Source organism: Herbiconiux oxytropis, assembly GCF_024979315.1.
Taxonomy (GTDB): Bacteria; Actinomycetota; Actinomycetes; order Actinomycetales; family Microbacteriaceae; genus Herbiconiux; species Herbiconiux oxytropis.
On the sequence record NZ_JANLCK010000004.1, the window covers coordinates 1 to 13,524 of the forward strand.

Sequence of the window (13,524 nt, forward strand, 5' to 3'; positions counted from 1 at the left end):
CTGCATGATCTTGCCCGAGATGTGGGGCTCGAGAGCGGCGTAGTCGTACGGCAGGTCCGGCAGAGTGTACTCAGCCATAAGAGATCTCCTCGTGATTGAGGCCGCCGACCCGGTGAGTGGCGGCTGTGAGTGACATGTTCAGTCTATTGCGTTCGGCTGAACAGGGGGTTGACGGCGGGGAGCCGTTCAGTCGTCGAGATCGGGCGGGAGGTTGGCCTCGGTGCCGGGGATGCCCTCGTCGGCGGCCTGTTTGTCGGCCATGGCGAGCAGGCGGCGGATGCGGCCCGCGATCGCGTCCTTCGTCATGGGCGGGTCGGCGTGGTGGCCGAGCTCGTCGAGGCTCGAGTCGCGGTGCGCGAGGCGGAGCTCGCCTGCGTACTTGAGGTGGTCGGGGATGTCGGGGCCGAGGATCTCCATGGCGCGCTCGACCCGCGCGCACGCGGCGACCGCGGCCTGGGCGGATCGGCGGAGGTTCGCGTCGTCGAAGTTGACGAGGCGGTTGGCGGTGGCGCGCACCTCGCGGCGCTGACGCATCTCCTCCCACTTCGTGACGGTCGCAGCCGCACCCATCACCGCGAGCATCGCGGCGATCGCCTCGCCGTCGCGGATGACGACGCGGTGGACGCCGCGGACCTCGCGCGCCTTCGTCGAGATGCCCAGGCGCGACGCCGCGCCCACGAGCGCCATGGCCGCCTCGTTGCCAGGGCAGGTGACCTCGAGGGCGGCGGACCGCCCCGGATCGGTGAGCGTGCCGCTCGCGAGGAACGCGCCGCGCCAGACGGCGGCGAGGTCTTCGCGCGTGCCCGTGGTGAGCCGGTTCGGAAGGCCGCGGATCGGCCGGCGGCGCGCATCCAGGAGCCCGGTCTGGCGGGCGAGGGTCTCGCCGCCGTCGAGCACGCGCACGAGGTAGGTGCCCTCACGTCGACCGCCGGAGGGGGCGACGAGCGAGACGTCGCCCTTCACACCGTAGAGCTCCACGAGGTCGCGGAGCACGCGCTTCACGATGTCGAGCGTGTCGACCTCCGCCTCGATGGCGATGCGGGACGAGATGAGGTGCAGACCTCCCGCGAACCGCAGCACGGTGGCGAGCTCGGCGGCCCGCACGGTGGTCTTGCTGACCGCGACGCGGGCCAGCTCGTCTTTGACGTCGGCTGTCAGAGCCAAGGAAACCTTCTTCTACTTCTGGGTCGTGAACGAGGGGTGGTCGCTCACTCGCGACCGAGGTCGCGGTGCTTCACATTCACCACGACACCCGGGTAGGTGCCGATCTTCTCGGCGAGCTCGCGCGCGATGGCGACGGAGCGGTGCTTGCCGCCCGTGCATCCGATGGCGATCGTCGCGTGGCGCTTGTTCTCGCGCTGGTAGCCCGCGAGCACGGGCTCGAGGGCCTTGGCGTAGGCGTCGACGAAGTCGCGCGCCCCCGTCTGGCCGAGCACGTACTCCGAGACCTCGGAGTCGAGCCCCGAGTGGGCGCGGAGCTCCGGCACCCAGAACGGGTTCGGCAGGAACCGCGCGTCGGCGATGCCGTCGGCGTCGGTGGGAGCTCCGTACTTGAAGCCGAAGCTCATGACCGTGACCTGCACGCCCGCGGTGTCGGCGTGCGAGAACCGCTCCTGCACCGTCGTGGCGAGCTGGTGGATGTTGAGGTCCGACGTGTCGATGATGATGTCGCTCGACTCGCGGATGGGGCTGAGCCGGGAGCGCTCGGCGCCGATGCCGTCGAGCAGCGTGCCGTTGCCCTGCAACGGGTGCGGCCGGCGCACCTGCTCGAACCGGCGGACGAGCGCCTGATCGGTGGCCTCGAGAAACACGACGCGGAGCTGCGTGCCGCTCCGGAGCGCCTGGATGATCTCCTGGAGGTCGGAGAAGAAGTCGCGGCCGCGCACGTCGACGACCGCGGCGATGCGCGGCAGCGTCGACCCGGCGTGTTCGGCGAGGTCGACGAGCGGCCGCAGCATCTGCGGCGGGAGGTTGTCGACGACGTACCAGCCCAGGTCTTCGAGCGCATTCGCCACGGTCGACCTGCCGGCGCCGGACATGCCCGTGACGATCAGCACTTCCTGCTGCTGAGGGGTGTCGGGTGCCATCGTGCGCTTTCGCTCGGTGTTCGGGATCGTTGGACCAGCCTACCTGGACAGGGTCTCGCGGATGGTCGTCGCCAGCTGAGGGCCGATGCCCTTGACCTCGGCGATGGCCTCGGGCTCCGCAGCCTTGAGCTGCGTGACCGAGCCGAAGTGCTTCAGCAGCTCGCGCACCCGGGAGGGGCCGAGACCGGGGATATCGGAGAGCACCGAGGTGATGTCGCGCTTGCGCCTGGACCGCTGGTGCGTGATGGCGAAGCGGTGGGCCTCGTCGCGGAGCCGCTGGATCATGAACAGGGCCTCGCTGCCGCGGGGCAGGATGACGGGGTAGTCGCTGTCGGGCAGCCATATCTCCTCGAGGCGCTTGGCGATGCCCGCGAGGAAGATGCCCTGCACGCCCGACTCCTCGAGCGCGCGCGCCGCCGCGTTCACCTGCGGCTGGCCGCCGTCGACGATCAGGAGGTTCGGCGGGTAGGAGAACTTCTTGCGCTTCGCGGGCTCGACCGGCGACTCGCCGTCGCTGAAGATCTGCGCCTCGGCCTCGGCCCGCTCGGCGGCCTGTGGATCCTCCTTGAGGTAGGCGAGCCGGCGGGTGAGCACCTGGTGGATGGAGTCGGTGTCGTCGGTCGACTCGGCGATCGTGAACCGGCGGTACTGGTCCTTCCGTGCCAGGCCGTCCTCGAAGACGACCATCGACGCCACGATGTTCGTGCCCGACAGGTGCGACACGTCGTAGCACTCCATCCGGAGCGGCGCATCGGTCATGCCGAGGGCCTCCTGGATGTCGGTGAGCGCCTGGGAGCGCGCGACGAAGTCGGAGGAGCGCCTGGTCTTGTAGAGCATCAGATTGTTCTTGGCGTTCATCGTGGCCGTGGCCATGAGCGCCGCCTTCTCGCCGCGCTGGGCGGTGCGCAGCTGCACCTTGCCCGTGCCCCTCCCCCTGGCCTCCGCCCGTCGGGTGCCGAGCCAGGTCTCGAGCTCCTCCTTGTCGTCCGGCAGCGCCGGCACGATGATCTCCTTGGGCGGCTCCTGGCCCTCGTAGGCGGACTGGAGGATCGAGTCGACGAGTTCCGCGGTGTCGAGGTCGAGTTCCTTGTCGACCGTCCACGACCGCTCGCCCCGGATGCGCCCTCCGCGCACGATGAACTGCTGCACGCTCGCCGCCAGCTCGTCGTGCTCGATGGCGAACAGGTCGGCGTCGACGCGGTCGCGCAGCACCACCGCGCTCTTCGCGAGCACCGCCTCGAGGGCCTGCAGCTGATCGCGGTACTTGGCCGCGGCCTCGTAGTCCTGGCGCTCCGCGGCCGCCCTCATGTTCTTCGTGGCCGCCGTGACGAAGCGCTTGTCCCCGCCGGCCATGAACGCCACGAAGTCGTCGACGATCGCGCGGTGCTCCTCGATCGTGACCTTGCCCGAGCACGGGCCGCCGCAGCGGCCGATCTGGCCCGGGAAGCACGGGCGCCCGGTCTGCATCGCGTGCTTGTAGCTCGAGTCGGAGCAGGTGCGGATGGGGAACGCCTTGATCATGAGGTCGATCGTGTCGCGCACCGCCCAGATCTTCGGATAGGGGCCGAAGTACCGCGCCCCCCTGACCTTGTGGTTGCGGGTCACCATCACGCGCGGCGCCTCGTCGGCGAGGGTGACCGCGAGGAACGGGTACGTCTTGTCGTCGCGGAACTTGACGTTGAAGGGAGGATCGAACTCCTTGATCCAGGTGTACTCGAGCTGCAGCGACTCGATGTCGGTCGCCACCACGGTCCACTCCACGCCCGCGGCGCTCGTGACCATGCGCCGGGTGCGCTCGTGCAGGCTCCGGAGCGGCGCGAAGTAGTTGCTGAGGCGCGCGCGCAGGTTCTTCGCCTTGCCGACGTAGAGCACCCGGCCGTTCGCGTCCTTGAAGCGGTACACCCCTGGCTGGGTCGGGATCTCCCCCGCCTTCGGGCGGTAGCTCACTGTGTCTGCCATGTCACCTACGATTCTTCCACTCGGGACCGACACCCGTGTCGGCCTAGGATCGATGCTCGGATGCCCGGTCGTCGGGCACGACGAGAGGATGCGCGATGGCTGACAAGGGGAACGACCGGGGTCGCTCGCAGGGAGCGGCCACGACGGCGCTGCTGATCCGCTTCGACAGGTGGTACACGAAGCACGTCGGCGCGGTCGCCGAGCACGATCACCTCGCCGCCGAGGAGTCGAAAGCCCTGCTCGGCGAGCTGTTCCAGCTCTCGTCGGGTGCCCTCCGCACCCCCACGGAGTCCGTCCTCGGCGCGGTCCTCGATGCGGTCGAGGCCGATCCGGAGCTCTCGCCGATGACGCCGCACCTCGTCGACACCCTCGAGCACTACCTCGACTTCGCGGTCGAGACGGGCATGTGGGCGCCGGCCGAGTCCGAGATCGACGCGAGCTACGAGCTGCTGGCCGACGCGGTCGACGAGGGCTCGGGACTGCTGCTCGACCTGATCGATGCGCTCGAGCTCGTGCCGGACGTGCCGTCGGCATCCGCTCGTCAGGCCCTCGAGGCGCTCGCGCCCCTGGTGCGGTCGGAGGAGGACCTGCTGGCCCGGATGCAGGGCGCTCTCGCAGACCTCGACCCCGCCGGCCCGATCGGCGCGCTCGTCATCGAACGCGTGCTCGGCGTGCTGTGCGTCGCGGTCTCGCCGGAGCTGCTCCCCGGCCTCGCGACCGCGCAGATCCTCGAGCTGCTCGACGAGGACGCGGGGGCCTCCGTGCCGGAGCTCGCCCTGGCCTCGCCGCTCACCGACACCATCCTCGCGGGACTCGTGCAGGACGGGATCCTGACGAGTGATGCCGCCGGTCGACTCGTCGCTCCCGTCGGGCTGCGGCCCGCGCTGGCGGACGTTCTGCTTGAACTCGCCGACGAGTTCGGGCTGTCCGAGGGCAATCCGCACCCCGAGGGCACGGTGCTCGAGATGACGGCCGCGCTCGAGGGCTCCGATCCGGCCGTGTGGCGGCGTCTCGAGATCGACGCGGACGCCGACCTCGGCGAGCTGCATCTCGCGCTCCAGCTCACGCTCGACTGGGCGAACACCGAGGAGCATCGCTTCACCACCGATCTGGAGCAGGGGTCGTCGGGCGCATCGGCGGAGGCCGGAGGGCCGGACGACGGATTCGAGGAGGATGACGTCGAGATCGGCGAGCTCCTCGTGGAGGACGGCGACGCGCTCGGGTATGACTACGACGGCGCTCGCGTGATCGTGACGCTCGAGCGCGTGACGGAGCCGCAGACGGCCGCCGCACCGGTCAAGCTGCCGCGCTGCGTCGGCGCCTCCGCGGAGATCGGGGCGGAGGAGGCCGATCGCCTCCTCGCCCCGCTCCGCGTGCGGTAGCGCTCGCGCGTGGGTCAGCGCTTGCGTGTGGTCAGCGCTTGCGTGTGGGTGCCGGCAGGATCTCGCGCAGGAACGACCCCGTGTGGCTCGCTTCGATGGTGGCGAGCTTCTCGGGGGTGCCGGCGCCGATGATCGTGCCGCCGCCCGCTCCGCCCTCGGGGCCGAGGTCGATCAGCCAGTCGGCCGACTTGATCACGTCGAGGTTGTGCTCGATCACGATGACCGTGTTGCCCTTGTCGACGAGGCCGTTGAGCACGAGCAGGAGCTTTCGCACATCTTCGAAGTGCAGACCCGTGGTCGGCTCGTCGAGCACGTAGACGCTCCGGCCGTTGGAGCGGCGCTGCAGCTCGGTGGCGAGCTTCACGCGCTGCGCCTCGCCGCCCGAGAGCGTCGTGGCGCTCTGACCGAGCCGCACGTAGCCGAGGCCGACCTCCACGAGGGTCTTGAGGAAGCGGTGGATGGCCGAGATGGGCTCGAAGAACTCGGCCGCCTCGGAGATCGGCATGTCGAGCACCTCGGCGATGTTCTTGCCCTTGTAGTGCACGCTCAGGGTGTCGCGGTTGTAGCGCGCACCCCCGCAGACCTCGCACGCGACGTAGACGTCGGGCAGGAAGTTCATCTCGATCTTGATCGTGCCGTCTCCCGAGCACGCCTCGCAGCGGCCGCCCTTGACGTTGAACGAGAACCGGCCGGGCAGGTAGCCCCTGGCCTTCGCCTCGGCCGTCTCCGAGAAGAGGTTGCGGATGCGGTCGAAGACTCCCGTGTAGGTCGCCGGGTTGGAGCGCGGGGTGCGGCCGATGGGGTTCTGGTCGACGTGCACGACCTTGTCGAGGTTCTCGAGGCCCGTGACGCGCTTGTGCTTGGCGGGCAGCTTGCGGGCGCCGTTGAGCTTGTTGGCGAGCACCCGGTAGAGGATGTCGTTCACGAGACTCGACTTGCCCGATCCGCTCACGCCGGTGACGGCCGTGAGCACCCCCAGCGGGAAGTCGGCCGTGACGCCTCGGAGGTTGTTGGCCTCCGCGCCCTGCACGGTGACCATGCGCTTGCGGTCGATCGGCCTGCGCTTGGCCGGGATGTCGATCGACTTGCGGCCCGAGAGGTAGTCGCCCGTGAGAGAGTCGGTGTTGGCCAGCAGCTCGTCGTAGTGGCCCGAGTGCACGACGGTTCCGCCGTTGACCCCGGCGCCCGGCCCGATGTCGACGATCCAGTCGGCGGTGCGGATCGTGTCTTCGTCGTGCTCCACCACGATGAGGGTGTTGCCGAGGTTCTTGAGCTTGACGAGGGTGTCGATGAGACGCCGGTTGTCGCGCTGGTGCAGGCCGATCGAGGGCTCGTCGAGCACGTAGAGCACTCCGGTGAGACCCGATCCGATCTGGGTGGCGAGACGGATGCGCTGGGCCTCGCCGCCGGACAGCGAACCGGCGGCGCGCGCCAGGTCGAGGTAGCTGAGGCCGACCTCGATGAGGAAGTCGAGCCGGGCCTTGATCTCGCGCAGAACCTGGGCGCCGATCATCGCCTCACGGTCGGTGAGGGTGAGGGTGCCCATGAAGCTCTGCGCGTCGGCGAGGCTGAGCTCGGCGACGTCGGCGATGCTGCGGTCGTTGACCGTCACCGCGAGCACCTCGGGCTTCAGGCGCTTGCCGTCGCAGACGGGGCAGGGCACCTCACGCAGATACTCGCTCCAGCGCACGCGCTGCGAGTCGGAGTCGGCCTGCAGGAACTGGCGCTCGATGTAGGGCATGACGCCCTCGAAGCCGGAGGTGTAGCTCATCTCGCGGCCATAGCGGTTCTTCCACTTGACCTTGACCTCGAAGTTGTCGCCGCGGAGGATCGCCTCCTGAACCTCGGGCTTGAGCTTCTTCCACGGCGTGTCGAGCGAGAACTTGAGGTCGCGCGCGAGGCCGTCGAGCAGCTTCTCGTAGTACTGGTAGAGGCCCTTGCCCTGTGTGGTCCAGGGGATGATGACGCCGTCGTTGATGCTGAGGTCCTCGTCGCCCAGGAGGAGATCCTCGTCGACCGACATGCGCGTGCCGAGACCGGAGCACTCGGGGCAGGCGCCGAAGGGGGCGTTGAACGAGAAGGTGCGCGGCTCGATCTCGGTGAGCTGGATCGGGTGCTGGTTGGGGCAGGAGAGCTTCTCGGAGAAGGTCTGCCAGGCCTCGGGGCCGTTCTCGTCGACGTAGTTGATCTGCACGAGGCCGTCGGTGAGGCGGAGGGCCGTCTCGAGCGAGTCGGTGAGGCGGCCGAGGATCTCGGGGCCGGCGACGAGGCGGTCGATGACGACCGAGATGTCGTGCTTGAACTGCTTCTTGAGCTTGGGCGGATCGCTCAGCTGGATCATGTCGCCGTCGACGATCGCGCGCGAGTAACCGCTCGCCGAGAGCTCCTTGAAGAGGTCGACGAACTCGCCCTTCTTCTGCGAGACGACGGGGCTGAGGATCTGGTAGCGCACCCCCTGCTCGTGCTCCATGAGCTGGTCGGCGATCTGCTGCACGGTCTGCGCCGCGATCCGCTCGCCGCAGACGGGGCAGTGGGCCACGCCGATGCGGGCCCAGAGAAGGCGCATGTAGTCGTAGATCTCGGTGATCGTGCCCACGGTGGAGCGCGGGTTGCGGTTGGTCGACTTCTGGTCGATCGACACCGCGGGGCTGAGGCCCTCGATGAAGTCGACGTCGGGACGGTCGACCTGGCCGAGGAACTGGCGCGCGTAGGCGCTCAGCGACTCGACGTAGCGGCGCTGGCCCTCGGCGAAGATCGTGTCGAACGCGAGGCTCGACTTGCCCGAGCCTGACAGCCCGGTGAACACCACGAGCGAGTCGCGTGGGATCTCGATGTCGACGTCTCGGAGATTGTGCACACGGGCCCCGTGCACGCTCAGTTTGCCCGTCGCCTGAAGCGGCTTCACAGGCTCAAAATCCATGGTTTCAATGCTCGAAATCGACACCCCGAAAGTCTATGTCGACCCACCGACACCGGCTCCCGATTACGCTCTGGGCGGCATCGCCCGGAGCGTTGACCGGTACCGCGCTCTGGGCGGCATCGCCCGGAGCGTTGACCGGTACCGCGCTCTGGGCGGCATCGCCCGGAGCGTTGACCGGTACCGCGCTCTGGGCGGCATCGCCCGGAGCGTTGACCGGTACCGCGCTCTGGGCGGCATCGCCCGGAGCGTTGACCGGTACCGCGCTCTGGGCGGCATCGCCCGGAGCGTTCACCGGCACCGCGCTGTCGGCGGCATCCGGCGTCAGCTGATGTGGCCGGCCTTCTCCATCTGACGGAGTTCGCGCTTGAGGTCCTGCACCTCGTCGCGCAAGCGGCCGGCGAGCTCGAACTTGAGCTCGGCGGCGGCCTCGAGCATCTGGCCGTTGAGGTCGGCGATGATGGCCTCGAGGTCGTTGGCGCCTTGAGCGGCGATGCCCTCGCGGCGGAGGTTGGGCGTGGGGCTCTTCTTGCCCCGGCCCGAGCGGTCGCTGAGCAGGGCCGCCGTGTCGGCGCCCTCGCGGGCGAGCGCCTCCGTGATGTCGGCGATCTTCTTGCGGAGCGGCTGCGGATCGATGCCGTGCAGGGTGTTGTAGGCCACCTGCTTCTCGCGCCGACGATCCGTCTCGTCGATGGCGAGGCGCATCGAGTCGGTCATCTTGTCGGCGTAGAGGTGCACCTCGCCCGAGACGTTGCGGGCCGCGCGGCCGATGGTCTGGATGAGCGAGGTCGACGACCGGAGGAACCCCTCCTTGTCGGCGTCGAGGATCGCCACGAGCGACACCTCGGGCAGGTCGAGGCCCTCGCGTAGGAGGTTGATGCCCACAAGCACGTCGTAGACGCCCATCCGGAGCTCGGTGAGCAGCTCGACCCGGCGCAGGGTGTCGACGTCCGAGTGCAGGTAGCGCACACGCACCCCGGCCTCGGTGAAGTAGTCGGTGAGCTCTTCCGCCATCTTCTTGGTGAGCGTCGTCACGAGCACCCGCTCGTCGCGCTCGGCCCGGATGCGGATCTCCTCCAGCAGGTCGTCGATCTGGCCCTTGGAGGGCTTGATGATGAGTGCGGGGTCGATGAGGCCGGTGGGGCGGATGATCTGCTCCACCACGCCATCCGCGATGCCCATCTCGTACCGCCCCGGCGTGGCCGAGAGGTAGACCGTCTGGCCCACGCGCTCCTTGAACTCGTTCCACTTCAGCGGCCGGTTGTCGAGCGCGCTCGGCAGCCGGAAGCCGTGGTCGACGAGGGTGCGCTTGCGCGAGGAGTCGCCCTCGTACATGGCGCCGATCTGCGGCACGGTGACGTGCGACTCGTCGATGACCACGAGGAAGTCGTCCGGGAAGTAGTCGAGCAGGCAGTGCGGCGCCTCGCCGGGGCCGCGCGCGTCGATGTGCCGGGAGTAGTTCTCGATGCCCGAGCAGAAGCCGATCTGCTCCATCATCTCGAGATCGAAGGTGGTGCGCATGCGCAGGCGCTGCGCCTCGAGCAGCTTTCCCTCGCGCTCGAGCTCGGCGAGCCGGTCGTGCAACTCGGTCTGGATGGTCTCGATGGCGCGGTGCATGACGCTCGTGTCGGCCACGTAGTGCGAGCCGGGGAACACCGAGACGCTGTCGAGCTTCTTGACCACGTCTCCCGTGAGCGGGTGCAGCGTGTAGAGGGCCTCGATCTCGTCTCCGAACATCTCGATCCGGATCGCGAGCTCCTCGTACATCGGGATGATCTCGATCGTGTCGCCGCGCACCCGGAAGTTGCCGCGCGAGAAGTCGACGTCGTTGCGCTGGTACTGCATGGAGACGAACTTGCGGATGAGGTGGTCGCGGTCGATCCGCTGACCCACCTGCAGCGCCATCATGGCGTTGAGGTACTGCACCGGGGCACCGAGGCCGTAGATGCAGGAGACCGTGGAGACGACGATCACATCGCGCCGCGACAGCAGCGAGTTGGTGGTGGAGTGGCGGAGCCGCTCGACCTCCTCGTTGATCGAGGAGTCCTTCTCGATGAAGGTGTCGGTCTGCGGCACGTAGGCCTCGGGCTGGTAGTAGTCGTAGTACGACACGAAGTACTCGACCGCGTTGTTCGGCATGAGCTCACGGAACTCGTTCGCCAGCTGCGCCGCGAGCGTCTTGTTGTGGGCCAGCACGAGGGTGGGTCGCTGCACCTGCTCGATCAGCCAGGCGGTGGTGGCCGACTTGCCCGTTCCCGTGGCGCCGAGCAGCACCACATCGGTCTCGCCCGCGTTGATGCGGCCCGCGAGCTCGGCGATGGCGGCGGGCTGGTCGCCGCTGGGGGTGTATTCACTGATGACCTCGAACGGGTGTACAGAGCGGGTCGGTTCCATGCGTTAAGTTTAGGGAGGACCACCGACATCAATGTCGGTGCTCGCTCACAGCGTGACGCGGAGCGACCCCTCTTCCACCACATCAGAGGCAGACATCACCATGCGAATCGGAATCCTCACCTCCGGCGGCGACTGCCCCGGCCTGAACGCGGTCATCCGCGGTGCCGTGCTCAAGGGCACCGAGATCAACGGCCAGGAGTTCGTCGGGTTCAAGGACGGCTGGCGCGGCGTCGTCAACGGCGACATCATCCCGCTCGAGCGCAGCGACGTGCGCGGCATCGCCAAGCAGGGCGGCACCATCCTCGGCACCTCCCGCACCAATCCGTTCGAGGGCAACGGCGGGCCGGAGCGCATCCAGGAGAACCTCGACCGGCTCGGCATCGACGCCATCATGGCGATCGGCGGCGAGGGCACCCTCGCGGCGGCGAAGCGGCTCACGGATGCCGGGCTCAAGATCGTGGGCGTGCCGAAGACGGTCGACAACGACCTCGACGCCACCGACTACACCTTCGGCTTCGACACCGCCGTCGAGATCGCCACCGAGGCCATGGACCGCCTGCGCACCACGGGCGACTCGCACAGCCGCTGCATGGTCGCCGAGGTGATGGGCAGGCACGTGGGCTGGATCGCGCTGCACTCTGGCATGGCCGCGGGCGCCCACGCGATCCTCATCCCCGAGCAGAAGACGAGCATGGAGCAGGTCGCCGAGTGGGTGCAGAGCGCCGCCGATCGCGGACGTGCACCGCTCGTGGTGGTGGCCGAGGGCTTCACGCCCGACCACGCCGACGACCCGCACTCCGAGCGCGGCCTCGACGCCTTCGGTCGGCCCCGGCTCGGCGGCATCGGCGAGCGGCTGGCGCCCATGATCGAGGACATCACGGGCATCGAGACCCGCGCCACGACGCTCGGCCACATCCAGCGCGGCGGCGTGCCGACCGCCTACGACCGCGTGCTCGCGACGCGCCTGGGCATGGCGGCCTCCGACATCGTGCAGGACTCCGCCTGGGGCCGCATGGTCGCGCTCCGCGGCACCGACATCGTGACCGTGGGGTTCGAGGACGCCCTCGGCAAGCTCAAGACCGTGCCGCAGCACCGTTACGAGGAAGCGGCGATGCTGTTCGGCTGATCAGCACTACTCGGTTCGATCGACGAATCGGACGGGGTCGCCCGGCCGCAGCTGCGCCGCGCGGTCGATGCTCGCCTCGGTGAGCACGCCGATCACCGGGTAGCCGCCCGTGACGGGGTGGTCGCGGAGGAAGACGACGGGCTGACCGTTCGGCGGCACCTGCACGGCACCCGCCACCATGCCCTCGCTCGGCAGCTCGCCGGTGGCGGCGAACAGGGGGGCGACGGCGATCGACGATTCGAGCCTGACGCCGATGCGGTTCGAAGCGGAGCCCGTCGTCCACGCCGCGTCGAGCAGAGCGCGCCACCCCGCTTCACCGAAGCGGTCGTCGCGCGGACCCCTCAGCAGGCTCAGGCGCATGGTCTCCGCCGCCGGCGGGATGCGCGTGGCGGGGCGCACGAAGTCGGCGGAGGGCCACGAGCCCGGGGCGTGGGCTGCGGCGGTGTCACGCGCGGTCGCGAACAGGGCCCCTGCAGCGAGCGGAGGAGGGCCGAGCCCGCTGAGGACGTCGGTGGAGCGGCTGCCGAGGGTCGGGGCTGCCGCGAATCCGCCCCGCACGGCGACGTAGTTGCGGAGCCCGCGCTCGGGCGGACCGAGGTGGAGGGTGTCCCCCGCGAACACGACGAACGACCGGTCGGTGGGGTGCGTGAAGACGGCGGTGCGACCGGCCTCGGCGGCGAGGACGGCTCCAGCGGCGAGGACGGCTCCGGTGCTCGGGCCTGTCCCGGCGAGCGGCGCGACCGGATGCGCGGGCAGGCCGAACGGGTCGCACGCGGGGCGGGTCACGGTCACGATGGCGGGGGCGCCCGTCACGGCGACGAGCGCTGTGCGCAGCACGCGCAGATCGAGGCCGCCGAAGACCGTCTCGAGAGCGGCCGCGCCGACCTGGTTGCCCACGAGCCGGTTCGCCGCGACGAAGGAGCCGCGATCGGCGGCGCCGGACGCCGTGACCCCGAGGTGGGCGTGTCCGGCGCGACCGCCGTCCTGGAGGAGGGCGAGCGGACCCGTTCGCAGGACCTCGAACACAGCTGACTGCTCAGTCGACACGCCGGAACCCTACCTCTGTGCCGGGGGCGACGAGCGCGGGATCGGCGCGCTCGGCGTCCCACAGCACCGCATCGGTCGTGCCGATGAGGTGCCAGCCGCCTGGCGACTCCCGCGGATAGATGCCGCAGTACCCCGCCGCGAGAGCGACCGCCCCCGGTGGCACGGCGGCCCGCGGTGTCGCGCGCCGCGGCACGTCGAGCCGGCCGTCGGCAGCCCTGAGATAGGCGAAACCCGGTGCGAAGCCGATGAAGGCAGCTGACCAGACCGCTCCGGTGTGTGCGGCCACGACCTCATCGGCCGTGATGCCCAAGAGCGTGGCGACGTCGGCGAGATCGGGGCCGTCGTAGCGCACGGGGATCGTCACGGCGCTGCCGCCCGCAGCCGGGATGCCATTCGGGTCCGCACCCGGCGCATCCGCCGCCGTGGCCTCGAGCAGCCACCGCTCGGCGGCCGCACGCGAGCCGGGATGCGAGACCACGAGGACGGTGCGCTCCGCGGGGACGAGATCCACCACCGACGGAGGCGGTTCGGCGAGGAGGCGACGGTAGAGCGTAAGCGTCGTCGTGGCATCCGGGAGCTCGACGAGGATCGCGGACTCCCCCATCGGGCGCA

The 13,524-nt window shown here is 69.5% G+C and carries 10 protein-coding genes and 1 pseudogene; 3 read left to right on the forward strand and 8 right to left on the reverse strand.

Going from position 1 to position 13,524, the window contains the following annotated elements; all coding sequences use genetic code 11:
* The 4 genes and pseudogenes from N1028_RS08525 to uvrC form a co-directional block, all read right to left on the reverse strand.
* Nucleotides 1-78, reverse strand: a pseudogene (locus N1028_RS08525) (superoxide dismutase); the annotation flags it as partial.
* Nucleotides 79-186: 108 nt separating this feature from the next.
* Nucleotides 187-1,164 carry a DNA-binding protein WhiA gene (whiA, locus tag N1028_RS08530; RefSeq protein WP_259526593.1) on the reverse strand — a complete coding sequence of 326 codons (978 nt, stop codon included), beginning with the start codon at nt 1,162-1,164 and terminating at the stop codon, nt 187-189.
* A gap of 44 nt (nt 1,165-1,208) precedes the next feature.
* Complete coding sequence (gene rapZ / locus N1028_RS08535; protein WP_259526594.1) at nt 1,209-2,087, reverse strand: RNase adapter RapZ; 879 nt, start codon at nt 2,085-2,087, stop codon at nt 1,209-1,211.
* Nucleotides 2,088-2,126: 39 nt separating this feature from the next.
* Nucleotides 2,127-4,046, reverse strand: a complete 1,920-nt coding sequence (gene uvrC, locus N1028_RS08540; RefSeq protein ID WP_259526595.1) for an excinuclease ABC subunit UvrC — start codon at nt 4,044-4,046, stop codon at nt 2,127-2,129.
* Nucleotides 4,047-4,141: 95 nt separating this feature from the next.
* Between uvrC and N1028_RS08545 the strand changes: the two genes are divergently transcribed.
* Nucleotides 4,142-5,428, forward strand: a complete 1,287-nt coding sequence (locus tag N1028_RS08545) for a plasmid pRiA4b ORF-3 family protein (protein ID WP_259526597.1) — start codon at nt 4,142-4,144, stop codon at nt 5,426-5,428.
* 31 nt (nt 5,429-5,459) lie between these two features.
* Here the strand turns inward: N1028_RS08545 and uvrA are convergent, their stop codons facing one another.
* Nucleotides 5,460-8,348: an excinuclease ABC subunit UvrA gene (gene uvrA / locus N1028_RS08550; protein ID WP_259526599.1), complete on the reverse strand. Its 2,889-nt coding sequence runs from the start codon at nt 8,346-8,348 to the stop codon at nt 5,460-5,462.
* Between the two features lie 7 nt (nt 8,349-8,355).
* Between uvrA and N1028_RS08555 the strand changes: the two genes are divergently transcribed.
* Nucleotides 8,356-8,700: a hypothetical protein gene (locus N1028_RS08555; RefSeq protein WP_259526600.1), complete on the forward strand. Its 345-nt coding sequence runs from the start codon at nt 8,356-8,358 to the stop codon at nt 8,698-8,700.
* Here N1028_RS08555 and uvrB read toward each other — a convergent pair.
* On the reverse strand, nt 8,670-10,739 hold the full coding sequence (gene uvrB / locus N1028_RS08560) for an excinuclease ABC subunit UvrB (RefSeq protein ID WP_259526604.1): 2,070 nt from the start codon (nt 10,737-10,739) through the stop codon (nt 8,670-8,672). The genes N1028_RS08555 and uvrB overlap by 31 nt on opposite strands.
* Before the next feature lie 100 nt (nt 10,740-10,839).
* Here uvrB and N1028_RS08565 point away from each other — a divergent pair, with 100 nt between their 5' ends.
* Nucleotides 10,840-11,865, forward strand: coding sequence for a 6-phosphofructokinase (locus N1028_RS08565; RefSeq protein WP_259526607.1), 1,026 nt, complete (start codon nt 10,840-10,842; stop codon nt 11,863-11,865).
* Between the two features lie 6 nt (nt 11,866-11,871).
* On the opposite strand, the gene N1028_RS08570 is transcribed toward N1028_RS08565, so the two are convergent.
* Both N1028_RS08570 and N1028_RS08575 read right to left on the reverse strand, forming a co-directional pair.
* Nucleotides 11,872-12,912 (reverse strand): 5-oxoprolinase subunit C family protein, encoded by a 1,041-nt coding sequence (locus N1028_RS08570; RefSeq protein ID WP_259526612.1) that lies wholly within the window; start codon nt 12,910-12,912, stop codon nt 11,872-11,874.
* Nucleotides 12,902-13,516: a 5-oxoprolinase subunit B family protein gene (locus N1028_RS08575; RefSeq protein WP_259526613.1), complete on the reverse strand. Its 615-nt coding sequence runs from the start codon at nt 13,514-13,516 to the stop codon at nt 12,902-12,904. Before N1028_RS08575 ends, N1028_RS08570 begins: the two co-directional genes overlap by 11 nt.
* Between the last annotated feature and the right edge of the window lie 8 nt (nt 13,517-13,524).